This window comes from Candidatus Syntrophosphaera thermopropionivorans, assembly GCF_004353895.1.
Lineage (GTDB): Bacteria > Cloacimonadota > Cloacimonadia > Cloacimonadales > Cloacimonadaceae > Syntrophosphaera > Syntrophosphaera thermopropionivorans.
Window position 1 is genome coordinate 75,466 of sequence record NZ_SMOG01000003.1, and the last position, 26,509, is coordinate 101,974.

General features: G+C 35.5%; 16 protein-coding genes. 10 read left to right on the forward strand and 6 right to left on the reverse strand.

Annotated elements, in window-relative coordinates; genetic code table 11:
- Genes glmS through E0946_RS02340 form a run of 3 tightly spaced genes read right to left on the reverse strand, consistent with a single transcriptional unit; the run spans position 1 to position 4,608 of the window.
- A complete protein-coding gene (glmS, locus tag E0946_RS02330; RefSeq protein ID WP_133200863.1) occupies positions 1 to 1,836 on the reverse strand; it encodes a glutamine--fructose-6-phosphate transaminase (isomerizing) in 1,836 nt (611 codons plus the stop codon).
- Positions 1,833 to 3,851 (reverse strand): ABC transporter permease subunit/CPBP intramembrane protease, encoded by a 2,019-nt coding sequence (locus E0946_RS02335; RefSeq protein WP_133200864.1) that lies wholly within the window; start codon positions 3,849 to 3,851, stop codon positions 1,833 to 1,835. Before E0946_RS02335 ends, glmS begins: the two co-directional genes overlap by 4 nt.
- Complete coding sequence (locus E0946_RS02340) at positions 3,841 to 4,608, reverse strand: ABC transporter ATP-binding protein (protein WP_133200865.1); 768 nt, start codon at positions 4,606 to 4,608, stop codon at positions 3,841 to 3,843. Before E0946_RS02340 ends, E0946_RS02335 begins: the two co-directional genes overlap by 11 nt.
- 718 nt (positions 4,609 to 5,326) lie before the next feature.
- Here E0946_RS02340 and E0946_RS02345 point away from each other — a divergent pair.
- From E0946_RS02345 to E0946_RS02365, 5 genes are read left to right on the forward strand one after another with little or no spacing between them, the layout of a single operon-like run.
- Entirely contained in the window at positions 5,327 to 6,076 is a 750-nt protein-coding gene (locus E0946_RS02345; protein ID WP_133200866.1) for a class I SAM-dependent methyltransferase, read from the forward strand.
- Complete coding sequence (gene rho / locus E0946_RS02350; protein WP_133200867.1) at positions 6,077 to 7,336, forward strand: transcription termination factor Rho; 1,260 nt, start codon at positions 6,077 to 6,079, stop codon at positions 7,334 to 7,336.
- A 21-nt stretch (positions 7,337 to 7,357) separates the two neighbouring features.
- Positions 7,358 to 8,476 carry an SPOR domain-containing protein gene (locus E0946_RS02355; RefSeq protein ID WP_133200868.1) on the forward strand — a complete coding sequence of 373 codons (1,119 nt, stop codon included), beginning with the start codon at positions 7,358 to 7,360 and terminating at the stop codon, positions 8,474 to 8,476.
- Positions 8,477 to 8,520: 44 nt separating this feature from the next.
- Positions 8,521 to 11,115, forward strand: coding sequence for a DNA mismatch repair protein MutS (mutS, locus tag E0946_RS02360; protein ID WP_133200869.1), 2,595 nt, complete (start codon positions 8,521 to 8,523; stop codon positions 11,113 to 11,115).
- Entirely contained in the window at positions 11,112 to 12,818 is a 1,707-nt protein-coding gene (locus E0946_RS02365) for a peptidylprolyl isomerase (protein WP_133200870.1), read from the forward strand. Before mutS ends, E0946_RS02365 begins: the two co-directional genes overlap by 4 nt.
- Positions 12,819 to 12,852: 34 nt before the next feature.
- Here the strand turns inward: E0946_RS02365 and E0946_RS02370 are convergent, their stop codons facing one another.
- Both E0946_RS02370 and E0946_RS02375 read right to left on the reverse strand, forming a co-directional pair.
- A complete protein-coding gene (locus E0946_RS02370) occupies positions 12,853 to 18,303 on the reverse strand; it encodes a C25 family cysteine peptidase (protein WP_133200871.1) in 5,451 nt (1,816 codons plus the stop codon).
- A 67-nt stretch (positions 18,304 to 18,370) separates the two neighbouring features.
- Positions 18,371 to 19,384: an LVIVD repeat-containing protein gene (locus E0946_RS02375; protein WP_165942060.1), complete on the reverse strand. Its 1,014-nt coding sequence runs from the start codon at positions 19,382 to 19,384 to the stop codon at positions 18,371 to 18,373.
- A 479-nt stretch (positions 19,385 to 19,863) separates the two neighbouring features.
- Here E0946_RS02375 and E0946_RS02380 point away from each other — a divergent pair, with 479 nt between their 5' ends.
- The 5 genes from E0946_RS02380 to E0946_RS02400 all read left to right on the forward strand — a co-directional run bounded on the left by E0946_RS02380 (position 19,864) and on the right by E0946_RS02400 (position 25,852).
- A complete protein-coding gene (locus E0946_RS02380; protein ID WP_133200873.1) occupies positions 19,864 to 21,147 on the forward strand; it encodes a hypothetical protein in 1,284 nt (427 codons plus the stop codon).
- 146 nt (positions 21,148 to 21,293) lie between these two features.
- Entirely contained in the window at positions 21,294 to 22,244 is a 951-nt protein-coding gene (locus E0946_RS02385) for an NAD-dependent epimerase/dehydratase family protein (protein WP_133200874.1), read from the forward strand.
- 2 nt (positions 22,245 to 22,246) lie between these two features.
- The gene (locus tag E0946_RS02390; RefSeq protein WP_133200875.1) at positions 22,247 to 23,236 is read left to right on the forward strand and encodes a Gfo/Idh/MocA family protein; all 990 of its coding nucleotides are present in this window, start codon (positions 22,247 to 22,249) and stop codon (positions 23,234 to 23,236) included.
- A gap of 8 nt (positions 23,237 to 23,244) precedes the next feature.
- Positions 23,245 to 24,540, forward strand: coding sequence for an asparagine--tRNA ligase (asnS, locus tag E0946_RS02395; RefSeq protein ID WP_133200876.1), 1,296 nt, complete (start codon positions 23,245 to 23,247; stop codon positions 24,538 to 24,540).
- Positions 24,541 to 24,637: 97 nt separating this feature from the next.
- Positions 24,638 to 25,852, forward strand: a complete 1,215-nt coding sequence (locus E0946_RS02400; RefSeq protein ID WP_133200877.1) for an aminotransferase-like domain-containing protein — start codon at positions 24,638 to 24,640, stop codon at positions 25,850 to 25,852.
- 517 nt (positions 25,853 to 26,369) lie between these two features.
- Here the strand turns inward: E0946_RS02400 and E0946_RS07475 are convergent.
- The coding region (locus tag E0946_RS07475) for a FlgD immunoglobulin-like domain containing protein (RefSeq protein WP_420885480.1) at positions 26,370 to 26,509 on the reverse strand (140 nt) is incomplete at its 5' end.

Sequence of the window (26,509 nt, forward strand, 5' to 3'; positions counted from 1 at the left end):
TTACTCTACTGTCACACTTTTTGCCAGATTACGCGGCTGGTCTACATCCACTCCTTTTAAATCTGCTACATAATAAGCTAATAATTGTAGTGGTATCACAGTAAGCAGAGGTTGTAAATCCTGTAAAGTTGAAGGCAGATAAATAACACTTTCGGAAATCTTTTCTAAATCTTTATTTCCTTCGTTGGTTATAGTAATTAAGCGAGCTTTACGAGAATGCACTTCTTCCAAATTATTATGAATCTTATCATATAAAGGGTCATTAGTTGCAATAGCAACAACGGGCATTTCTTCATCAACCAGAGCGATAGGTCCGTGTTTCATTTCTGCCGCTGCATAACCTTCTGCATGAATATAGGATATTTCTTTAAGTTTCAAGGCTCCTTCCAGTGCTACAGGATAATTTATACCTCTACCCAGATACATAGCATTGCGTGCATCCTTGATAGTTTCTGCAATCTGACGGATATATTCACTTTGCTTTAGGATACTATCAATTTTAGAAGGGATGGTTTGTAATTCACGGATGTATTCCATACCTTGAAGAGAGGAAAGATTTCTCTGTCTTCCAAGTAAAATTGCCAGTAAGAAGAGAATAGTAACCTGAGAAGTAAAGGCTTTTGTGGAAGCAACTCCAATTTCACTTCCAGCATGGATATACGAACCTCCATTACTTTCTCGGGCTACGGAACTACCCACCACATTGGTGATACCAAAGACCTTAGCTCCTTTGGATTGTGCTTCTCTTAAGGCAGCAAGAGTATCTGCTGTTTCTCCTGATTGACTTATAACGAATATCAAAGTATGCTCCTGAATAATAGGATTGCGATAGCGATATTCAGAAGCATATTCCACCTGTACAGGAATTCTCGCTAAATCTTCTATCATATACTTCCCTATAAGAGCAGCATGATAGGAAGTTCCACACCCAACCAGATGAATTTGTTCAATTTTGCTTATATCTTTAGGTGTAAGCTTTAATCCACCTAATCTGGCATTACCACTGGTTTCATCAATTCTTCCACGGAAAGCATTTTCCACCGTCGTTGGTTGTTCAAAGATTTCTTTAAGCATAAAGTGCTTATAAGGTCCCTTATCAATGGCTGAAATATCCCAATCAACAGTAGAAACTTCCGGTTCAATCTTTTCTCTAAGACCATTGGTGATATCAAAATGATCTTTTTGCAGAATGCATAATTCATCATCTTGAAGATAAAAAACTCTTTTGGTGTGAATTACAATGGCAGAAACATCACTGGATATAAAATGTTCGTTTTCTCCTATTCCAACAATGAGAGGAGAGCCCTTTCGGATTGCCAGTATTTTATCTGGTTCATCTTCACATAAAATTACAAGTCCATAGGTGCCTTCAACTTTGGATAAAGCAGCTCTAATGGCATCTTCCAGAGTAGGTTCCGATTTTCTATATTGCTCAATCAGATGCGCTATAACTTCTGTATCAGTCTCACTACGGAAAGTGTGTCCCAGTTCTATCAGTTGCTTTTTTAAAGGATTATAATTTTCAATGATTCCATTATGCACAATCGCTATTTTGCCGTGACAATCAATTTGAGGATGAGCATTAACTTCACTGGGTTCTCCATGAGTTGCCCATCTGGTGTGAGCTATAGCAACATTACCAGAACATTGATTTGGCTCGGGTAAAGAGCGTTCCAGGTCTACAATCTTACCCTGTTTCTTGTAAATTTGAAGTTTGTTATTATGAATAATGGCACAACCAGCACTATCACATCCAAGATATTCCAGACGTTTTAAAGCTTCAATAACTATGGGCAAAGCATTCCTTTGTCCAATATACCCAACAATATTGCTCATAATTGAACCTCCTTTGAGACGGTTATTTTATTAAATACCTTCATTGATATAATAAATATAAAGATGGCTGGAAGAATAACCCAGTATTTTAAGTTTTCACCATCCTGAATAAAAATCTTCATCCAATTCTGTTCACCAAAGGTAGTAATCACTACTGCCAGAGTGTTATTGATTATATGAAAGAACATACTATTTACGATAGAACCTGTCCGCATAGCTAAATATCCCAAGAGGATTCCTAAAAGCAGCACCGGGAGAAAGCGGAAAGGGTCTAAATGAAAAACAGCAAAAAGAATAGCTGTAGTGATTATAGGATACCAAAAATGCTTTTGCTCAAAGAAACGCATCAGAAAGCCACGAAAAAGTATCTCTTCACATATTCCAGGAATCAGTGCTATTACTATAAACAATTCCCAGAATGAGATATCCTGCGTAAAGATACGAGACATAGCTTCAATATATTCTTGTGGGAAGGGAAAGATATGATTTATCACTTGAGCAATAATGCTCACTATCGTGGAAGCAGATATAGCAATGAAAGGAATTATTGCTAGTTCCTTAGCTTTAGGTGGGTTAAGTCGCAATATTTCAGCAGGTTTGTATTTTCCCAGTCGTAGAACTATTAAAACTGGAAATAAGATTAAAATCAGTTCGGATTGTATCAACCCATTGACTAAATCTGCTGTTTGCCATTTTCCTCCAAGATAATAGAGAGCTACCAGCGCAAGGCAGAAATACACTATCCCATAAAATGGAGAGAAGAAGGTGCGTTTATTCTTTATTTTAATTTTACCACCTTCTTCCTGTGTGCGGAAGAGAACTGATTCAGTATTGAATAATTTCACCGTTATCCAGATGGCAATCACATCCAGAACGAGAGTTGAACCAATAGTCAAAAGCAGGTGTGAAAGTTGATAATTCCCAATTAATACAGCTTTGAAGAGTAAAGCTATGTTTATTATCGGAGCCAAAGCCAGAACATTATTTATTTCTATCGTTGGAAGAAAGCTAACCATTCCCAAAAGCATTGCTATTATCATTATAGGTTGCTCATAGGTTCTTGCTTCTTTCATATTGCGAGAAAAGGTGGAAATAGAGAGTAAAATAGCAGCAAAGAGCGTTGCCAGAGGTATCATTGCCAGAAGTAAAATCAAAAAGGAATTGATTGGCATTTGAATACCCTCCAAATCCAATCCTGTTTGAGAAAGCATATATTGAATGGAAAAACTTATACTAACCAGATTGATTACAACATTAACCATTGCCATAGTAACAATAGTGAGATATTTCCCCAGAACAATTTCCCCACGAGAAACAGAAGAGACCAGCAAAGTCTCCAGAGTTTGTCGTTCTTTTTCTCCTGCAACGAGGTCTGCTGCCACCACAGAAGCACCAGTTATTAGAAGAAGTATCATTAAGTAGGGAAGCATAGCTCCCAGAACACTTCCCATCTTTTTCTCAGCAGTGGATGTATCTATCGGTTTAATTTCCAGAGGTTTAAGGGTCTGCTGGTCTATATGCAAAGCTTCTAATCTTTGAGCAGTAATCTTTTGTGAGGTCTCCAATAATCTATTTTCCAGTTTATGATAGACCATCATACCTTTTTCTCCAGAGCCATCATAGCGAATAGATACTATTAAGACAGGCTCTTGCAAGACATTCAGGGAATCTTTAACGGTCACAATAGCATCAATTTCACCTTCTTGATAAAGCTTTTCCATCGCTGGTGGTGCAGGAATAATGCTGAAATTTTCTATTTTCTTCAAGTCTTCATAGATTGAATCCCTGATTGCTAAAGTTTCAGGAGTACGAAAAGATAGGCTATCCTGAAAAGCTATAGTAGCACCTCTCTTTTCCAGAACATCAACTTGACGACTCATAATCGCACTGAAACCAACAAAAAGCAAGGGATAGAGAATTACTGGTAAAATTATAGTGGTAAACAGGGTGCGTTTATCTCTAAACAGTTCCAGCATTTCTTTTTTATATATGACAATCGCTTTTTTAAAATTCATTCGCAGCTACCTTCAATTCTCCATTAGCTTGATTGATGTAATAGATAAAGATATCATCAAGGTCAGAAAGATTAGTCTCTTCCCTCATTTCTACTAATGAACCCTGTTTTAGAACTCTGCCCTTATGTATCATTACAATTCTATCAGCTAATCTTTCGGCTTCGCGCATTATGTGCGTGGAAAAAAGAACACATTTACCCTGATTCCTACAATCTCTGATGAATGAAACTATATTTCTGGAAGTTAGAATATCCAATCCTGCTGTGGGTTCATCAAATATCATCACCGGTGGATTATGGATAATAGAACGTGCAATGGAAACCTTTTGTTTCATACCACTGGAAAGAAATTCTATCTTTTTATCCAGAAATTCATTCATATCCAGAATCTCAGACATCTCTCTGATTCTATGTTCTATCATTCCTTCAGGAACTCCATAGAGTCTACCAAAATAAGTGATAAATTCCCGGGGAGTTAACCTTTGATATAAACCAGTATCACCAGAGAGAAAACCTAAATTTTCTCTAACTTTATCTGCTTCAGTTACAACATCATATCCTTCAACTTCAGCTTTTCCTGAATCAGGTTTAAATATGGTAGAAAGTATGCGCATAGTAGTAGTTTTGCCCGCTCCATTAACTCCTAAAAGACAGACTATCTCATTATTTGAGGCATCAAATGTGACCTCATCTACAGCACGAAAACTCGTTCCATCCTTTTGTATGAATTCCTTTACCAAAGACTGGACTTTTATCATTAGTATCCTTTTACCATACTTTTTTATTAGTGTTAAAGAAATTAGCATACACTACTAATGTCAAGTTTTTCTCATATATCTTATTTTCCTCTTCTCTAAAAATCTAAGATAAATAGTATACAGAGATAATGAAAATAGACAAATAGTTAGATTAATTTATTGATTATCATAATATTATGAGATAATAGATAATCTTTCCAGTTCATTATTTATTATTGAAAACAATGTTCCTGTTCATATATTAATAATTTTGCTTATCTTGTATCTTACCTCTAAAAAGATAACCACCTTATGTCCAGCTTATGTCCAGCTTATGTCCAGCTCATGTCCGAAATCGGTCATAAGTTATACTTTTATAAAAGATAAAGTATCCATCTGTAAACAAAGAAGAAAAATCCACACAAAAACCAAAGCTGGATTTTATAATAATAAATGAATCTAAGGGCAACAAGTATTGGATATTTTCCTAAGAGGATGGACTTTTAATTTATTAGAAATAAATCTGTTTGTGCATAAAGAAGTCTGGAACTTATTTTTTCTGTTATAATTTTGAATTGCAGTCAATAATAAGAACAAAAATAGAAGGAAAAGCTTGACTAAAAAGTATACATATAAAAAGGTAGTAATAGTAAATATAGAGCGCTGTAAGGACCAGCAAAAATAGATAAAGCGAGATAATCAATCATCCCATCACTATAGGAAGTGAGGAATATCCATTATGAGAGACCCATTCAGTATACTTAACACCCTGGAAGCTGCTTATGTTTTGGATGTAGCTACAGGAAGAGGTGACTTCATTAACATATTAAGAGACAATCTAAAATCTTATGTTAAGATAATAGGTGTAGATGCATCGGACAAAAATGTTGACCGTGCCCAAAAGCTTTTCCCCGAAAATGATATAGAAATATATCAGATGAATCTGGGAGCATTACGTTTGGATGACAATAGTTTTGATCTGGTAACTATCGCAGATTCCTTGCATCACCTTGACAATCTGGAAGCAGTATTTTCTGAAATGATGCGTGTATTAAAACCAGGTGGTTCTTTATTAGTGATAGAAATGTATAGTGATGGAGACCAAACTGAAGCACAAAAAACTCATATTATGCTTCATAACTGGTTAGCAGCAATTGATCGTAAGATGGGTGTATTTCATAATAATATTTATCCCCGGGAAGAGATTCTTTCTTTAGTGAACAAACTTGGATTGGATGAATTGATTATTGATGATTTTTACTACCCTGTAGACAATCCTAAAGATACCAAAAATTGCGAATCTTTAAAGAAAACCTGTCAGGAATCCTTTAAACGTTTGGAATCCTTAGAAGACAATGAAGAGCTTATAGCTGAAGGAAATTCCTTATTAGATCGTATCAATAGGATAGGATGTGCCTCTGCAAGTAAACTACTTATAATGGGGAAAAAACCCCTTAGCAATAAAAAAGAAAATCACAAGGAGAAATAAATGCCTATAGAAGAAAATCTATTTGAAATGTCGCAATTACAACTTACACGTTTAGCTAAAAAATTAGAAATTCCTGGTTACAGTCAATTAAAAGGTAAAGACCTGGTGTTTAAAATATTAGAATTTCAAGCAGCACAGGAAGGTCTTGCTTTTGTTACCGGATGTTTAGAGATAACTGATGATGGCTTTGGTTTTCTGCGTTTCCCAGAAAACAACTATCTTCAAGGTAAAGATGATGTCTATGTGTCTCAGACTCAGATACGAAGATTTGGTTTGAAAACAGGTCATATGGTTTCCGGACCAGTTCGTTCCCCCAAGGAAGGTGAAAAATATTATGCACTTCTAAGAGTTGAAGCAGTAAATGGTATGTCCCCTGATTCTGTCCAAAATCTACGTTCCTGGGACGAACTTACCCCCTACTATCCAACTGAACGCTTGAACCTGGAATTTGACCCACATAACTATTCAACTCGTATCATAAATCTTTTTACTCCTATTGGAAAAGGACAAAGGGGCTTAATTGTCGCTGCACCTCGTACAGGAAAGACCACTTTATTACAAAATACTGCTAATGCTATTTTGACCAATCATCCCGAGGTTCATTTAATTGTGTTATTGGTTGATGAACGTCCTGAAGAAGTTACTGAAATGAAAAAGATTCTTAAACCAGGAAATCGTGAAGTGATAAGCTCTACCTTTGATGAATCACCCAAAAACCATGCTGCAGTAAGTGAAATGGTTCTGGAAAAAGCTAAAAGAATGATTGAATTGGGTCAGGATGTTGTTATAGTATTAGATAGTATCACTCGTCTGGCTCGTGCTTATAATAACATAACTCCCTCCAGCGGAAAAGTTCTTAGTGGTGGAATTGATGCTAATGGATTGATAAAACCAAAAAAATTCTTCGGTGCAGCCAGAAATACAGAAGAAGCTGGTTCTTTGACTATAATTGCCACTGCACTAATAGATACTGGTTCCAAAATGGACCAGGTTATCTTTGAAGAGTTTAAAGGTACAGGTAATATGGAACTGGTGCTGGATAGAACTATTTCTGATATGCGACTTTATCCTGCTATTGATTTGGTAAAAAGTGGAACCAGAAGAGAAGAACTGCTCCTAACTAAAAATGAATTGAATCGGATGTATGTGCTGCGTCAATATTTAAAGACATTAAGTCCTGTCCAAGCGATTGAAACTTTACGTAAGAAGATGCAAGCCACCAGTACCAATGCAGAACTATTGAACTCTATGAGCAATTAAAATAGATAATTGTGATGTTCTATGCCCTATAAACTAAGGGTATTTCTACTAACTGCCTTACTAATTGCTTTGCCCTTAATGGGATACTCAGCAGGATTAAGCAAAGATTTCCAGATTCTGGAAAATAAGTTTCAGCAAGGTGATATTGCTGGAATATCTTCTCTACTCCCCACTGCCAAAGCTAATAATGATGAAGATAGGGCACTACAACTATATCTTTCAGCAATGCTGAAAAAGACAGAGAATGAAACCATCTCCTCACTACAACAAGCAGCAAATTTATATCCCAAAACCTATTATGGACAGATGAGCATACTGGAACTGGCTAAATATCACATTCTGAAAAGAGAAATAAATCAAGCTGAAGAACTTTTACATAAAATTACCAATGTTCAACTCATAGAAAAATTCTATTGGTTAGCATATTGTGCTGATTCAAAGAGTAATTACGATAAGGCAATATCCTATAGTGAAAATTACCTTAGAATGACATCAGATAATAAATATTTGGAAAATACTTACTACATAATTGCAAATGCATATAGAAAACAGGGTAAATATCAAAGTGCAATCACTACCCTGGAAAAGTTAAAAAAGATAGAAGGCTATCCTAAAAATGAGCAATATTTCTATTATCAATTAGGGTATTGTTATCAACTTTTGGGAAATGTAGCCGATGCCTATCAAAACTATAAAAAAGCCTTTGAATTGAATCATAATTCACCTCTGGCATTTATGGCAGAAGACAAACTATTTGAGCTTCGTAATCGTTATAATCCATCCTTAGATCTATCTTTCCTTTATCCTTATACAACTCTGGATATTCCAGGACTAATCCAACCAGAAATAACAATTCCTCCAGCGGCTTCAATAATACAGGATTTGCCACTTAAACTGGAAAATAGACCTGAAACAGGTTATTATGTTCAGATAGGTTGTTTTAGTTCTGAAGCCAACGCTCGTAAAAGAACAGAAGAAATTCGTGGTCTCAATATCTCTGCTATATATTTTGAGGATAAGAATAAGAAGAATACTCCCTGGGTTGTTGCCAGCGGTCCTTATTCTTCCATAACGGAAGCAGAAACTTTAAAAAGTATTCTGGCTCAAAAATCTGTGGATAGTTTTATCACCAGATACTAATAAAGATGCAGTCTCCTTCCCCCTCTAAGACTAAACTCACCCCAATGATTGTTCAATATCAAAAGATAAAGAATGAACATCCGGATAAACTTATCCTTTTCCGGATGGGTGATTTCTATGAGACTTTTTTTGAAGATGCTTATACTGCATCAAAAATATTAAATATTACTCTCACTTCACGAGATAAAAGTGATGAACATCCTGTTCCGCTGGCTGGTTTTCCTTATCATGCTTTGGATAACTACTTGGATAAACTGATTAAAGCAGGAATTAAAGTGGCTATCTGTGAACAGATGGAAGACCCTAAACAGGCAAAAGGATTGGTGAAACGAGAAGTTGTAGAGATAATTACTCCTGGAACGGTTTTAGACCATAACTTACTTGGTGGTACAGCAAATAACTTTCTTTCCGCTATCTACTATGAAGATGAAAATCGTAAAATAGGTTTAGCCAGTTTAGACCTTTCTACGGGAGAATTCATCTTTACAGAATTAAGCAAGAATGAGCTGGCTAATGAATTGCTAAAATTGAAACCCAGTGAAATAATTGTTAATGGTTCGGACTCAGAAGCTTTTATCAAAAATTTAAATCTGGAATATGAACCAACTATCACTATCTTTGATAACTGGCAGTTCAGACCTTCCGAAGCAGCCAATGTCTTAAAGAAACATTTTCAGGTTCATTCGCTGGAAGCTTTCGGTGCACTGGGAAAAAATATGGGAGTTACTGCTGCTGGAGCTGCTCTTGCCTACATTCAATCTCTAACCTCGGATCCCTTATCTCATATAAGCTCACTTCGTTTCTATTCCCTGGATAACTTTATGCTGCTGGATGAAATCACCCGCAGGAATCTGGAATTGACCCATTCTTTAAGATACAATGATAGACATGGAAGTTTACTCTATGTTCTTGATCAGACTCAAACACCAATGGGCTCTCGTTTATTACAAAATTGGCTACTTCATCCCTTGCTGGATAAGGAACAAATTATAAAAAGACAGGATTTAATTAAAGCTTTTTTGAATAATACTGCCTACTTGAAAGATGTAAGAACTATACTACATAATATCGGTGATATTTCACGTTTAGTATCCAAACTTGGTGCTCTGCGTATTAACCCAAGAGAGCTACTTGCTCTCAATTCCTATTTATTAACCGTTGCCGACCTCAAAAAAAAGCTAATAGCATTCAATCATCCTCTTCTGGATAATTTTATTCCTGCTCTGGAAGGATTTGAGGAAATAATTGAAATAATCAGTAAAGCTATTCGTCCTCAACCTCCTATCACCATAACTGAAGGTGGAATCTTCAATCAGGGCTATAATCCAGATTTAGATGAATTACTGGAAATCATTCATGATGGAAAATCCTGGATTGCAAGATTGGAAGAAGATGAACGTAATAAAACAGGAATCTCCAATCTAAAAGTCGGTTATAATAAAGTCTTTGGTTACTATATTGAAGTTACTTCTTCCCAGAAAAGCAAAGTGCCAGATTACTATATTCCCAAACAAACTCTGGTCAATTCTGAACGCTATATATCCCCTCGTCTGAAAGAATTTGAAGCCAAAGTACTCAGTTCTGAAGAAAAAGTAAAAAATCTGGAATATGAACTATTTAAACAATTACGTCAACAGCTTGCAGGTTATCTGGACAAATTACAAAGCTTAAGTGAGACTATTGCCTTAATAGATGTGCAAAGCTGTCTTGCCTGGTTAGCCTGGCAAAATGGTTATTGTTGCCCTGAATTTACTGAGCAAAGAACTCTGAAAATTGTTGAAGGTAGACATCCCGTAATAGAAAAGCTACTCACCGATACTGATTTTATTCCTAACGACACGGAACTGGATTATCCTCAGACTACTATCGCTATAATTACTGGACCTAATATGGCGGGAAAATCAACCTATCTGCGCCAAGTTGGATTACTGGTAATTATGGCACAAATGGGAAGTTTTGTTCCGGCAAAACAACTCCAGATGCCTATATTTGATAGGGTATTTACCAGAGTGGGAGCTTCCGATAATTTAGCTCAAGGACAGAGCACATTTCTGGTAGAAATGATTGAAACAGCGAATATTTTAAATACTGCCACACCGGACTCTCTTATCTTATTGGATGAAATAGGAAGAGGCACCTCTACATTTGATGGGTTAAGTTTAGCCTGGGCTATTATTGAATACATAGAAAAATATAAACATTCCCTAACTCTTTTTGCTACTCATTACCATGAACTAACTGAACTGGAAAGTATCTATCCCGATATACGCAATTACAATATTGCCGTCCGTGAGTATAATGAGCAGATAATATTTTTGAGAAAGATTGAAAGAGGCGGTGCTGATCAAAGTTATGGTATTCAGGTTGCACGTTTAGCAGGAATACCGGAAAGAGTTATTCGTAGAGCTAAAGAAATCCTGAAGAATTTGGAAGAACATGAAATATCACCTCAGGGACTGGCATCATCTTTACGCAAAAAGCTTCAAGAAACTTCACCTCAGATGGAATTATTTGAGGTTCTGGCAGAAAAAGCGGATGAGCTTGACCATATTATAAATGAGATTAAAGACCTGGATCTGGATTCTCTAACCCCCATCCAAGCTTGGCAAAAATTAAAAGAATTACAGGATAAGTTATGAAAAAGCATCTTTTGAAAATTATCCCCCTCATTGTTTTCGCTTTGTTCGCCATTTCTATTAATGGTGCACAAAATAATCCTGAATTAGCTGGTGTAATAAATGGAACACCTATCCGCTATGATGAATTTATTCAGGAACTACTCTTAAATTATTATAATTTCCAGTATGAAAATAACCGTGCTCCTGATAGTAGAGAAAAAGAATTGATTAGACAACAGACCTGGGAAGAAAAAACTATGTATGTAATCCTCAAGGACTACTATAAAAAATACAATATTAAAGTAACAACTGAAGAGACCATAGAGTATTTAAAGAGTAATCCACCTGAAACACTTAAGAAATCTCCACTTTTTATGAGTGATGGCAAATTTGACCAAAAAATATATGTTCAATCTCTTCTTTATGATACACCCTATAACCTTAAACCCTATAGAGACCGGTATCAGAATTATCTAATACCCAATCTTATACTACAAGACTATATTATCCGAGATGAACTTCTAACTTCATCAGAAAAGAAACTTATCTCAAAAATTCTTCAGAGCAGTGCAAATATTAAATGGACGATTTTAGATACTGAGAGCATAAATCCTTATATCACTGAAGAAGAAATTCAGATATACTATCAGAAACATCTTTCTGATTTCAAACTAAAGCCTTATATTAATCTTGCCTATACCACGATTAGCGTGGTTCCCTCTAAGACAGATATTAGATTGACCAATGCTATAGCTGATTCTATATACAATGAATTAATGCGAGGAAAAACTGTTCAGGACATATTAGAAAGTGAGTTACCCATTGCTCCTCATCTAAGTTTCATCAGTATGGATTATGTGAGAGAAAGTGAACTTGAACCTTCAATTTATACGATATTAAGCCAGCTAAAAGAAGGAGAATTCAGTCTTCCTATAGCAGATAAAGAAGGACTCAATATCTATCAATTAGAAAGCCGAACCAAAAGTATGTGTAGTTATAATGTCCTAAGAATACCTTATATTCCATCTCAGTCCAGTATAGATGTGGTTCTTCCAACTGCTCAACAGGTTGTAAAACTTGCCCGTAAAGAAAATCTATCTATTGCCTGCGATGAGATGAACCTTGATTATCAAAAGACAGGCATTATTTCCCCTGATTATGATTGGTTTGGAGATTCTCAGGTGGTAAATAATATCTTGAATTTAATACCCAACTATTCCGATAGATATGTCTTTGACCCCATCTATTCTCCCAAGAAAAAGGTCTGGGTCGTGGTAGAATTGCTGGAATCTTCACTTTATTCATATCAATCCCTGGATGAAGTGAGACCACAAATTAAGAAAAAGCTGGAAGAACAGAAAAGAGCTGAATTAGCCTTGCAACTGGCAGATAAAATTAACTCAGGACAATCTACTATACCTTCTGATGCTCCCACTATTTACATTGAAAATATGACTATCAATACCCCCTTACTTGACAATGATGCTGCAAATATCTATTATCAGACCCTTCGCTGTTATTTTAAAAAGGAGAAACCTAAAGCCTTTATCATAGATGAAAAGATTGTATTACCTGAAGTAATTTCAGTTAAGATAGATAAGAAGAAAAAAATCTCCCAAGACCAGATTATACAGGTATACAAGAATAACCTGCCTCCAGATTGGTTTAATAATTGGATGGCATCTAAGGTTAAGAAGGCAAAAGTTAAAGTTTACATTCAATGAACTTTTACCTTCTTAGGTTTTGAATCTTAGAGAGCTATTTCATTAAAATAGCTCTACGAACTGAGTTGAATTCTTTAGATTCTATCCGAATAAAATAGATTCCTGATGATACACTTCGGTTCTGTTTGTCCTTTCCATTCCAGACAATAGTATGACTGCCTTCTCTCAAATAATCATCTACCAGACAATTAACCAATTGTCCTTTTATATTGTATATACTCAACTTTACTGGTCCACCTTTTGCTAAATCAAACCTTATGGTGGTAGAAGGGTTAAAAGGATTAGGATAATTCTGATATAGCTTGGATACCAGAGGATTTATATTCTGGTCCGTAATATCCTCATAAGGAAAGCTGAAACTTATCGGTTCAGTTCCCACGCTTTCTCCCGTTTCATAACAGGTTACCACATAATAGCGATAATTTCCAATGGTGCTAAGTTGTTCGTTATAATAAGTTTGAGAATATATTCCCATAAGTTCATAATTTCCTGCATTAAGCTTACGAAATACTTTATAATTCAAGATGGGATAAAACGGCTCTTCTGGAGCTGACCAGTTTAGATATAATGAATCCTGAACTACCCTAAAGCTTAAATTTGTAGCTGGTGCAAAATAAGCTAAAAAGAAGTCGTGATTAATTGCAGGATTTTGCAAGTTAATATTAATTGAAGATAAAGTCTCGGTTTGATATCCTGGTGCGATAGCATTTACACTTTGCAAGCCCCCCGGAAGGTACAAAACATAATTCCCATCGGAATCTGGTTGTGAAGTTAACAGGGTGGAATTTTGAATTAAAACTTGAGAATAGTTAATTTCAGGATTGGAAGAGAAAACTATGCCATATAATTTACCAGCAAAGGGAATATATCCTGTGGTTTGTACATCATCAATATACCAGCCCCAACCCTGAATGCCTGGATCAGAAGAAAAAGTCCAGCGAAACATAACATTCTGATTGGCATAATTACTGAGATTAAATCTGGCTAATACCCATCCCTGACTATTACCAGTGTAACCTGGGCCACTAAGAGCAGAAACATTTTGATATGGATAACCCCCTTCTGGAGTTAAAAGAGTCCAAGAACCGCCTGAATTAGTGGATATTTTTAAATTTCCTCCATCATATCCCTGTTCCATATCATACCAATGCCAGAACTCAAGTACAAAATTGGGTCCTATATATATTACCGGAGAGGTTAAAGTCCAGGTTGCATAATTAGGATATTGCTGATTCAATAAAGTTCCCCAGCACTTTGTTCCTGAATGAGCACCTACGATTGAATCAGAACCCCATTGCCAGGCATTATTTGCCGGTTGGGTGACAAATGAACCATTATTATTCTCAAAATCAGCATACATCCCGGTAGTACCAACATTTAAACGGATAGTCTCATTATGCGCTTCTATGGCTTCACCCAGATAAGTTATATAGAAAGTGAGATTATTACCTACCGATACATTAGGTGAAAGAGTGATTTCATAGATAACCTGACAGGTTGCACCTGCTGGTATATAATTAATCAATTGCTGAGGATTTAAAATATCCACATCTGAACTCATACAACTGATATTGCTGGTGATATTATAGGCTGCAACACTTCCATCATTGGTGTAGTGCACAATTAAATTAAAGGTCTCAGCTGGATCTGCCATTCCATTAATATTGCCCTGCAGGTCATTCATATAGACCCCGCTCAAACTTAATTGAGGTTTTTTTACCGTTATGTTTTGAATGTAGTTCCAGCTATTGCCACTAATACTGACCGTAAGATTTAATTCAATAGTCGTATTATGAGGACATTCTGGACTAATAGATATAGTTATCGGGTCTATATTCACGGCAGAACCACTTCCTGGTATATCGGGATAATCACTTTCGGCATTTTGAATTAAGACCTGGGGATTAACAGTATTTGCTATGATATGCACATCAGTTGCAGTAGCTATTCCCAAGTTGTTCAATTTTATACCAATTTCTCCACTTTCTCCAGGTTCCATCCAGCCATTTCCATTATCATCCTGCAAAATAAAATCCCCAATAACCAGGTGGGGTCTTTCCTGAAGTATTGGCACCGTAGTAATAAGAAGTGCTTTATTATTGGTTAAAGGTTGTGCAGCTAAGGGATATTGATTGTTGAAGGTATATTCTAAGCCTCTTCTATTAGTATGATCTCTAATACCTACTGTGGCATATTTTCCATGAGAGGGTGAATAGCCACCACTTCCAACATCTACATTATTAAAAACTTTATATTGGAATTTAATCATTCCATCACCAAGACTGGTAGGATAGTAATGAGGATCATAAAAGATAACTTCAAAAGTCTCTTCAGATGTACGGTTAAACCCATTTTTTAGATTGTGGTATTCTACAATGAAAATATGATTAACTGTATCATAATATTGATAAATACCAGCATTGGATAAGATTATCAAATCATCCCAGAAGGGAGCAATCATTGGTGATGGTCCTTGACCTCCAGGCATTCTTCCATTTCTAAATTCTCCATTTTCAGTAACTCCAAATGCAATGAACCCATTAACACAGACAGTAATTTGATTATATTCTATACCGTAATAAGGAAAAGTGAAAGGTAAATTTATCGTTTCCAGAACATCGCTTCCCACCTGATCTCCCTCATCATCAATTAAACCCGAATCATTCAATCCAGTAATAAGGGTTCCACTTCCTCCTAAACTAGGCACAATTTCTATCCAATCATAAACTGGACAATCAGGATAAGCTGTATCAGAGACATCATAGATAAAATAGCCATATTCATCAGGACCCAGTGGTGTATTTTGACTAACGGTTCCTATAGGAAGATTAAAATAGGTTAATTGTTCAAATCCTGTAGAATTATATAACCTGAGTTGAAAAGGAATTATCATACCTGGAATTAATTGAGGTCGTGCCATAATGCTAAAACCATCAATAGAATTTACCGTCATACCAGCCAGCACATTTCCGAAATAAGAAATAGAATCCGAAACAGAAACTAAATCATTCATAGATTGTAATTCGCCATAGATATCAATAATCCCACAGATAGAATTATTGGTTATACTTACTGTTAATATCCCTGTTTCCGAAGGATCTAAAATAGTGTCGCCACCTGCAAATACATATCTGTTATTAACATTAAAATTGGCATTATATGCACCCATATGGAATATTATTTGATATATATTTTGTTGAGTATCGGTCAATTCCAGATTAAAACGAGCGTTGAGAAATGATGGGATATTATTCGCAAAGTGTAATAAGAAATAAGTATTATTTACACCTGTGTCCTCTGGAACAATATCAGGATAGATAGCTTGAGCTTGTTGTATATTTATATATGGATTAGTGGTGCTCAATATACCTTGAAGTCCACTGATGTTATGAGTAGTAGTATTTTTAATTTCAACATTCAAAGCTATAGTCTCACCTGCCTCAATAAAACTGTCCCCATTACCTGAGGAACCAGCAGTTCCATTATCAATGATGTATTTTTCAAAATAAACAAGAGAACCCTCTTGATTTAATGATAGGGTCTTTTGTACTGGTTTACAGTTATGCTGAGAAGCAGTTATCAGTAAATTACTCGCTATAAAAGAAGGAATTTGTAAAGTAACAGTCCCTGTTTCATCAGTATAACCTTTTGACACTACATTTTGATATACTGAATTATAGAGAGTAACGCTAACACCTTCCATAGGATTCTGAAATAAATCCGTGATATTGATATCAACTAATGAACAACCACGAGGAATAGAATCTGGAGCATTAATCAGCAAACCCTTAGGAATTCCCACAAAAGCTTCAACCGTTGGGTCCCCTATTAAATTGCACCAATGCGCAAAAGAATTAGCATAAGAAGTGTTCGCAGTGCCATAAACATTCCAGAGATATAACTTTCCATTTAATAAGGCTTCTCCCATATTTCGCATTCCATAAAGAAATATTCCATCAAAAATTCCACAGGAGAGAGCATTATTGAACAATGTGTGAGTTCCTGAGGTTGCCATTCCAATAGCTGTTAAAGCTCCCTTAGGAACAGCTTCACTGCCTAAGCGTACAAAAGTTTCTGTAGTTGAAGTCCCCCCAAAACTTCCCGTTCCACAAGTTAGAATCACCGAATGTGGAAGTCTGGGTCCATTATTAAGACTTTCTGAAGGATTCCAGCCACTCATACCGATATATCCACGATAATTGAAGAAGCTTACTCCTTGATTGATGCCTGAATTCATTGTGGAAGAACAACTACTGGTATAATTTTCAATATAAGTATAATCTGGATGAATTTTAGAAGACATTTCTTTAATATATTTGTTGGAATATATAACGGAGATCCCAGATGAACTGGGATCACCAATTAAAAGCATACGATTTAACCAAGACGCTGCATCATCAGATATATTAATATTCTTTTCATAAGTATAGATTTTATTGAAGACGGTTGCAAGTTGAGATAGATTTTCCACTGAGATTCTTCCTATAAACACATCCCCAAGAGTATCATTTCCGGCTAAATGCGTATAAGGATAGTCACCTTCACCATTATAATTACTATAATTTTCATACCAGGTAGGAATTATATAACTACCAGTAGTATCTCCAAGCAGTATAATATAATCGGGTCTAGTCTCAGGATTATCATATTGATTTTGGATATAATTTTTTATTGAAGTATTGCTTGTTCCTCCAGTTTGTGCAGTACTAACTACATTCACTTCATACCCTTTCTGGCGTTTCCAAGTAACAAATTCATTTAATTTAGTAAGAAAATTGGCATCTGTAGTATTTCCATAGATGAGCAAAATCCTGCCTTGTTCAGGAGCAATAAGAGGATTGCGATATTCATCAAAATTGGCTATCTGTGCTTCATAAATATTCTGAAAGACATAGCTATAATTATCATAGGACTCAAAGGGGAGTTCATTGATACCTTTATCAGTAGTATAATTAATATGCACCTGAATATTATGATAATATCGCAATTGCTGTTTTGTAAAGTCATACTGACAGGGATATATATTTAGTTGGATAACACGGAAATCTCTTAAAATAGCAGGTTCGGAAAAGCTAACAAAATTTTCTGGGAAAAGATTTTGTGCGTCTATAGTTATGGGTAAAGCCCCTTCTTCAGTATAATATAGCTTAGGATTATTCAAAGGAATTATATCTACAGAATCATAAGTGAAAGTCACATTAAAATTCCCTTGTGGAGGGATGGCTATGAGGGTTCCCAAAATAGGTAATTCGGGCATACCATTATAAACTGTAGAATTTTTAACCCCTTGTAACTTTATTTCTTTTACCTCTTGATTATTTTGTATACTCTCTTTGAGAGTCAGCTGAGTTGATTCTAACTTTAGCTTAGTTTGGTGGTTATCAGATTTAACTATACTAATTAATTTTTCTGCTTCCAAATTTTCCGCTATTAAACAAGTCTGTAGTAGCAAGAGCGACATAAGAAAGACTAATATTTTTTTCATTTTTATCCCTTTATTTTATACAAAAAAACCTGGAGTTAAACCTCCAGGTATAATATATTTTCAGCTCTTAGTCTATTTCATAGATAAGAATACCCTTATCTCTTGCAGCAACTATAAGCTGATTATTATAGAACTTAGCATTATTGGTATATCCAGCGGAAGTAATATTTTGCTTTAGAAGAGGATGAGATGGACTGGATACATCAAACAAATAAATTCCACCCCCACCAGAACTAACTACTGCCTTATTATCTTTTACATCAATTGAGGTGGCATAGCCAGTAGTATCAAAATTACTTACTAAAAGTGGTTCAGTCCTATCTGCTATATTTACTATCGAAAAACCACCTTGTCTACAAGCAAGATACGCATAATTTCCTACTACCTTAACTTTTTGAGCTTCTCCAGGAACCGCTATTTCACTTATCATTTCTAAGCTATTACGATCATAAATCAACAAACCTCTCTGTTGTGCTGCTATATAGACATATCTATCATCCAAATCAACTCCAGAGGCAGATGCCGGAGGATAAATACTGAAAGTGCTACCTAACCATAAGGTCCCATTATATTTTCCATAATGAACATTGCGTCCTGCAGAATATATTATCTCTATCACATTATCATCTACTGGATTTATAATTTTCTGCACTTTCATATCCTGAATATCCTGAGTAGCACCAGTAATTGAATCTATGATGCGCAAGCTATCTAAATTGCTATTATCTACTATCAAAATCCTATCCGTGGCATCAGTCTCATTTAAAAATAAACGATTATATTCACCTACCACACCTATCTTGCGAATCTTAAATAAAGGAACAACAGACTCATCTGAACTGGAAAGTATGGTATACCATTTCTGACTATAATTTGCACTGTTTATTATTGATATCCCGCCTTGATCCAATGCCACATAAATATTCTCTGTATCAAATGAAATATCCAAGGGATTACCTACTACCTCAATATGTCTTTTTAAGGTTAACATATCTTCGTTCTGCCAAGGAGTATTCCGTTTGGCACATCCAGCTAATAAAAGCACAAGTATGGCAGTAATCAATATAATATGCTTCTTCATTTTCAAAAGATTCCTTTTATTCTTTTCTCTAAGGAGATAATTTAATAAGATGCAAAAATTATTCCTCATTTGAATAATTATTCCTTCATTGATTTTATTCAACTATCTTTCTAAAAACTAATCTCAAAAAATTGGTTTTCAGTAATAAGATTAATACTACTCCTGAAAATATAAATCAGACAGGATAAATTCAAAAACTGCTTGAGTTCTTTAGGAGTTCCAATTTAAAAGGTATATTAGCTCATTCTTTCATTACTCGCTATTCTTAATATTGAAAAATCTGTGATTTATTCTTGGTGAACATTGAATCCCTTGTATTAAAACCAAATTTATAGATATTTCAATAGGTGTTGTATCTTTATATTCATTACTATCTAAAAGAATAATGACCTTCTAAAATAATTTTCCCTTGACAATCAATGCCCTATCTTTATCTTAATATAATATTTAGGATTTTAAAGGAGTATTAACCTGAGCTAATGATTGGCATCTCAAAGAAAATCACTACCTTATTAATAACTGTGATATCATTATTTATGATTTCTTGTAGTACAACAGGACATTTGTATAAATCTTCTCTGGAACATTATAATAAAGGTGATTATGAGGCAGCCCTGGAAAAAGGAAAACAGATACTGGAATTGAAACCGAAAGATAAAAAAGCTCAGGAATTGGTTCAAAAATCATATCTTCAACTGATTGAAGAAACCCAGGCAAGAATTAATCTGATTGAGGCTAAGGCACCACCTGATATGTGGGACCAATTAGTGAAAGAATACACTCTTCTGATTGAATATCAAAATAGGATAAAACCTGTGGATTTTTCGCGTCTTAGTAAAGAAGAAAAGGCTTTTTTAACCAGTATTCAAGATTATACTGCTCGTTTAGCTATATGTAAATATCAGGCAGCAAGAGTACATTTTCAAAATGGACAACAGCTAATGCAAAGCAGTAACGACCCTGATGTTCAGTGGGAAGCAGCACAAGAATTTAAAATTGCAATGGAATTTTTCCCTGATTATCCTAATGCTGCTAATCTATATGCTTTAGCAAGAAAAAACTCTATTAAAAAGGTGGTTATAAAAGAATTTGAAGATAAATCTGGAACCCCTAAAAGTTATGGTAGTGTAGGTGAAATCCTTTCTTCTTCTATTATCGCTAAATTAGTCCAAGATTCTCTAACTTGTGAGTTTATTAATATTATAAATACTAACTATCTTAACAACTCAAATTCTGGAGAACAGATAATAACTAATCTTCCAGCTGATTCGATAGCTGAGATAAGTTCCTTGGCAAAGCCTAATAAATCGCCAACTTGTAATAATATAATAGAAGGAAAAATCCTCCAGATTAATTACATTGCTCCTCAAACCACTTCCGTTGAATTGAAAGATAATCCCAATACAAACCTCCAAAAATCGGCAACTTCAAAGAAAAAAAGTAAAAATAAAACCAATGAAGTTACCTGTACCTACCAAAAATTTATCAAGACTTCTTCTTTAAAAATTATTGCTACTTACTATATTATAGATGCTGAAAATGGTATTGTAGAATATACCGACTCTGCGACTGGTTATTATGCCTGGAAAGATGAATGGGGCAAACTTTTAAGCGGTGATGAGCAAAATCTATCTGATAACACCCGGATGCTTATTCAAAAACCTGAACCTATTCCACCTTCCGAACTTGATATGCTTAATTTTGCAATTACAGAACTCAGTGATGAGATTGCACTAAAACTGAAAGAATACTACATTAAATAACCTATTTCATTATTAGTTAACTTATTGCAAATTTAGCCAGATTGATAAATAACTTGCTACTTATAAACAACTAACAGTTAAAAGAATTGACAAGGCTCCTTGATTCAAAAAAAAGGATAAAAATAATATTTTACTAGGAGAAGTAAATGAAAAACATCCTCGTTCTCGGTTCAGCTGGACAGATTGGCTCTGAGCTGGTGCCATATCTTCGTAACATCTATGGAAATAATAATGTTGTTGCTACCTATCATCGTCAACCTCTTATTCCAGAAATAAAAGATGGTGGACCCTGTGAGAATCTTGACGCTCTGGAACCCGACAAAGTTATGAATGCGGTCAAAAAATATAATATAGACACAATTATTAACTTGGTAGCAGTTCTTTCTGCAGTTGGCGAATCCAAACCAACCTTAGCCTGGAAAATCAATATGGATAGTATGTTAAATGTTCTGGAAATAGCTAAGGAAGCACATTGCGCTGTTTTCATTCCTTCTTCTATTGGTGCTTTTGGTCCAACTACCCCTCATGATAACACTCCTCAAGATACTATTATGCGTCCCACAACTATCTACGGTATCTCTAAAGTTGCGGCAGAACTGTTGGGAGATTACTATTTTCTGAAATATGGAGTAGATGCTCGGGGCTTAAGGTATCCTGGAATCATTTCTAATGTAACTCTCCCTGGTGGTGGAACAACAGATTATGCTGTAGAAATCTACTATGAAGCTATCAAGAATAAAAGTTATGTATGTTATCTGAAACCTGGCACTTTTCTGGATATGATGTATATGCCTGATGCTTTAAGAGCACTTGTGGATTTAATGGAAGCTGATCCTTCCAGATTGAAACATCGCAATTGTTTTAATGTTACAGCAATGAGTTTTGACCCTGAAATGATAGCCGCAGAAATTAAAAAACATATCCCTGAATTTCATATGGAATACCAGATAGATTCTGTAAAACAAGCTATTGCCGATAGCTGGCCTAATAAAATGGATGATAGTGCTGCCAGAGAAGAATGGGGTTGGAAACCTGAATATGATTTAGCTTCTATGACTGAAGATATGCTTCGTGTCCTCTCTACTAAACTTTCCTGATTATGTTAAAAATTGGCTTAGTCGGAGTAGGACATTTAGGAAGATTTCATGCAGAAAAGTTGAAATCCAATCCTCTTTGCCAACTGGTAGGAATCTATGATTCCAATCCAGAGTGTTGTAAATCCGTTGCAGAAGAATTTAATTTAACTGCCTTTCCCGGATATCAGGAGCTACTTAGTGATGTGGATGCTGTTGATATTGCAACCACCACTTCTTCGCATTATGCACTGGCAAAACAAGCTCTTGAACAGGGAAAGCATATTTTCATTGAAAAACCTATTACTTCTGAACTATGGCAAGCTGAAGAACTGGTTAATTTAGCAAATCAAAAAGGCTTAAAGATTCAAGTCGGACATATTGAACGCTTCAATCCTGTAACTCTGAAGGTAGAAAATCTGATTGAAGACCCGCTTTTTATTGAATCTCATCGTATATCTTCTTTTCAACCACGAGGCACTGATGTTCCTGTTGTTCTGGATTTGATGATTCATGATATTGACCTTATCCTTGACTTCATCCAAAGTCCTGTAAAAAAGATTTATGCTAATGGAGTGGGAATCTTTACTCCCAGTATTGATATTGCCAATGCCAGAATTGAATTTGAAAATGGTTCTATTGCTAATGTGACTTCATCCCGGGTCTCTTTGAAACACGAAAGAAAGATTCGCTTTTTCCAGCGGGATGCTTATATTTCCCTGGATTTTATTGCTAAATTAGCCTCTGTCACTAAAATAAATCCTGCAATGATGAGATTCATACCCTTAATCTTACAAGGCACTATGGACATTAAACCAGAACAATTGGTTGAAATTCAGCGTTTTGACCTTTCTGATTCTGAACAGGATGCACTTGCTTTGGAACTGAACTCATTCATTGAAGCAATTATTGAAGACAAAAAACCCGTGGTTGATGGACAAGCTGGATACCGTGCTTTGCAAGTAGCAATGCAAATTCTTGATTGTATTAACCATCAACCTTCAACGCATATCTAAATAAAATTATGAAATATATCTTAGTTACTGAAATCGCTGAACATATCGGAGAGGAAATAATCCTTAAAGGATGGGTACGTAATATCCGTCATAGCGGAAAACTCCTATTTATCATTTTCCGGGATGGCACTGGAGATGTGCAATGTGTAGCTTTTCAACCAGAATTGGGAGAGGAAAAATTTGACCAAGCAAAACATCTTACTCTGGAATCTTCCGTTATTATTACTGGACTGGTGAGACCACATCCAAAGCTGGAAGGACAATTTGAAGTAGCTGTTACCGACCTCTCTATTATTCAAATTGCAGAAGATTATCCCATCGGAAAAAAAGAACACGGTGCCGATTTCCTACTTTCTCATCGTCATCTCTGGATTCGTTCTTCCAAACAATGGGCTATCCTTCGCATCCGTCATACTGTGTATTATGCTATCTGTGACTTCTTGCATCAAAATCATTTTACTCGTTTTGATTCTCCTATTCTTACACCTAATGCCTGTGAAGGAACCACTACTTTATTTGAATTGCAATACTTTGATGAAGGGAAAGCCTATCTTTCTCAATCTGGACAACTCTATCTGGAAACAGGTATTATGAGTCTTGGAAGAGTCTATGACTTTGGTCCAGTTTTTCGAGCAGAACGCTCTAAAACACGTAAGCATCTTACCGAATTCTGGATGATGGATGCAGAAGCCGCTTTTATTGAACATAATGAAAATATTCAACTTCAAGAAGAGCTTATCCGATATGTAATCCAAACTGTTCTAAAAGAAAGAGATAATGAACTAACCATTTTGGAGCGAGACAAGGAAGCCCTAAAAGCAGCTGATGCACCCTTTGGAAGAATGTCTCATTATGAAGCAGTAGAATATCTTCGTTCTAAAGGAAGCGATATCACTCATCAAAGTGATTTAGGTGCTCAGGATGAAGTTCTCTTAACCGAAAATTCACCTGTACCTATTTTTGTAGAGCGCTGGCCCAAAGAAATTAAAGCATTTTATATGAAACGTGACCCTGAAAACCCAGATTTAGTGCTGGGTAGTGATTTAATTGCTCCTGAAGGCTTCGGAGAAATAATTGGAGGTTCACAGCGTGAGGATGATTATGAGCTCTTACTTCAAAGAATGAAAGATGAAAAGATGCCTATTGAAGATTATCGCTGGTTTCTGGACCTCCGTAAATATGGGACAGTTCCACATAGTGGTTTCGGAATAGGATTGGAAAGATTGGTTAGCTGGATTAGTGGAGTGCATCATATCCGCGAAACTATTCCTTTCCCTAGGATGATTTATAGAATTTATCCATAAACTCTCTATCTGTTAGTTAAAATATTAATCTTAAGAATAGGATTTATTCTTGAGAACCGATAATCGTGTATTTTTTAATAAAATAAATGGAGAAAACATGCATTACCCTGATTCCTTTTCCCGGATTACTCAAGTGATGAAATCCTCTTTAATTCGTGAGTTAGTGGCTTCCACTAAAAACATTCCAGATTTAATTTCTTTTGCTGGAGGTTTTCCTTCTCCTGCAACTTTTCCTACTCAACAATTAGCTGAACTCTTTGAAGAAGTGATTAAAAATGGAGGTAGCGATGTCCTACAATATGGTGCAAGTGAAGGAGATATCCTGCTTAAAAAACAACTTATGCAGTGGGAAGGTTACGAACTAAAACCTGAAGAAATGGTGATTACCGTCGGTGCTACAAATGCTATCTATTACTATGCCAGATGTCTGATTAATCCAGGAGATGTCATTCTCTGTGAAGCACCTTCTTTTCTGGGTACTCTGGTCACTTTTGATGCCATTGAAGCTGATTGTCAGAGCGTTCCTATAAATGATGAAGGAATTATTATAGAAGAATTGGAAGAAAAAGTAAAAATTCTGCATCAACAAGGGAAAAATATCAAATTCCTCTATATTATCCCAGATTTTCATAATCCTGCAGGTATAACCTATTCTCTCCAAAGACGAAAAGAGATTATCCAGTTTTGTATTGATAACAATATTCCTATTCTGGAAGATAATCCTTATTCTCGTTTGCGCTTTTATGGAGAACCTGTTCCCACCTTCTATCAAGTTGCCAGAACTGATTTTGCTCCTACTAATATAGTCACTGAAATAGTATCTTTTTCCAAAATTCTTGGTCCCGGTCTTCGTATTGCCTATGCCAAAGGTGATAAAGAACTTATTGAAAAAATGGTCTCTTGGCAACAAAAAGTAACCATCACACCCGATTGTGTAGCTGAAAGAGCAGTAGCTCGTTTTCTGGAAAAAGGGTTAATGGATACTCATCTAAAGTACATCGCTGAATACTATCGTCCTTATCTACAAAAAATGCTGGATGAACTGGAAAAGCAAATGCCACCTGAAGTGCAATGGACTAAACCAGAAGGAGGCATTTTCCTTTGGCTTACACTTCCAGAATATATAAATGCAGATGAACTCTTTGTAGAAGCCAGTAAACACAAAGTATCTTTTATCCCTGGCTCTAAATTCTATCCTGAAGGTCAGGAAAAGTTTAATACCCTGCGTTTGAACTTTACTTATTCAACCTTCGAACAGATTGAACAAGGTATCCGCTCTCTGGCTGAATTACTTAAAGAAAAAATAAAATAGTAAGGTTTAATACATCCTCGTGTAGTTGATGACAAGAGGTCCTCGTCTTGTAGAGAGGATATTATATTTCCTCGTGCATATGGTGGCAAGACGTCCTCGTCTTGCCAAAGCCGTAAGGCTTTTCTTAATAAAAAATATCAACCCCGTTTAATTTAAAATTCATTACAAAATAAAAACTCTTCCATTACTTGGTATTTAAGGACATATCCTACTCACTTTAACAAAAATAGCAAGCTCCTATACCTACTAACCTTCCCACCTATCCTTTGTCTTTTTTTCCATTCAATGTTAAAATTTTAATATGCTCTATCTTATTTATTCCCTGTCTCTTGTAAGCTTAAGAGCCAAGAAGGAGGCAGGAAAGAGTAAAAAAATTCTATAACTAATGATATTTCATACCATTTTTAATGCTTTAATATTTGAAATTTATCTTTTATAAAAACTCGCTATAGATAATGAAAGAAAGACCCCGGTTATCCACCAGGGTCATTCTCTTGATTTATAAAGAAAAATGAAACTACTTCATTAGGACAGCTTTTCTTTGACTGATTTGATTACCAGCTTTCATAACGATATAATATATTCCATTTCCGCTAAGATTACCATCATTATCTCGTCCATCCCAGGTTATTCTATGATGTCCCTTCTCCTGACTGC

What these genes read in the sequence shown, in the direction of transcription:
- glmS (WP_133200863.1), bottom strand. Translation starts at nt 1,836, where the DNA reads ATGAGCAATATTGTTGGGTATATTGGACAAAGGAATGCTTTGCCCATA.
- E0946_RS02335 (WP_133200864.1), bottom strand. Translation starts at nt 3,851, where the DNA reads ATGAATTTTAAAAAAGCGATTGTCATATATAAAAAAGAAATGCTGGAA.
- E0946_RS02340 (WP_133200865.1), bottom strand. Translation starts at nt 4,608, where the DNA reads ATGATAAAAGTCCAGTCTTTGGTAAAGGAATTCATACAAAAGGATGGA.
- E0946_RS02345 (WP_133200866.1), top strand. Translation starts at nt 5,327, where the DNA reads ATGAGAGACCCATTCAGTATACTTAACACCCTGGAAGCTGCTTATGTT.
- rho (WP_133200867.1), top strand. Translation starts at nt 6,077, where the DNA reads ATGCCTATAGAAGAAAATCTATTTGAAATGTCGCAATTACAACTTACA.
- E0946_RS02355 (WP_133200868.1), top strand. Translation starts at nt 7,358, where the DNA reads ATGCCCTATAAACTAAGGGTATTTCTACTAACTGCCTTACTAATTGCT.
- mutS (WP_133200869.1), top strand. Translation starts at nt 8,521, where the DNA reads ATGATTGTTCAATATCAAAAGATAAAGAATGAACATCCGGATAAACTT.
- E0946_RS02365 (WP_133200870.1), top strand. Translation starts at nt 11,112, where the DNA reads ATGAAAAAGCATCTTTTGAAAATTATCCCCCTCATTGTTTTCGCTTTG.
- E0946_RS02370 (WP_133200871.1), bottom strand. Translation starts at nt 18,303, where the DNA reads ATGAAAAAAATATTAGTCTTTCTTATGTCGCTCTTGCTACTACAGACT.
- E0946_RS02375 (WP_165942060.1), bottom strand. Translation starts at nt 19,384, where the DNA reads ATGAAGAAGCATATTATATTGATTACTGCCATACTTGTGCTTTTATTA.
- E0946_RS02380 (WP_133200873.1), top strand. Translation starts at nt 19,864, where the DNA reads ATGATTGGCATCTCAAAGAAAATCACTACCTTATTAATAACTGTGATA.
- E0946_RS02385 (WP_133200874.1), top strand. Translation starts at nt 21,294, where the DNA reads ATGAAAAACATCCTCGTTCTCGGTTCAGCTGGACAGATTGGCTCTGAG.
- E0946_RS02390 (WP_133200875.1), top strand. Translation starts at nt 22,247, where the DNA reads ATGTTAAAAATTGGCTTAGTCGGAGTAGGACATTTAGGAAGATTTCAT.
- asnS (WP_133200876.1), top strand. Translation starts at nt 23,245, where the DNA reads ATGAAATATATCTTAGTTACTGAAATCGCTGAACATATCGGAGAGGAA.
- E0946_RS02400 (WP_133200877.1), top strand. Translation starts at nt 24,638, where the DNA reads ATGCATTACCCTGATTCCTTTTCCCGGATTACTCAAGTGATGAAATCC.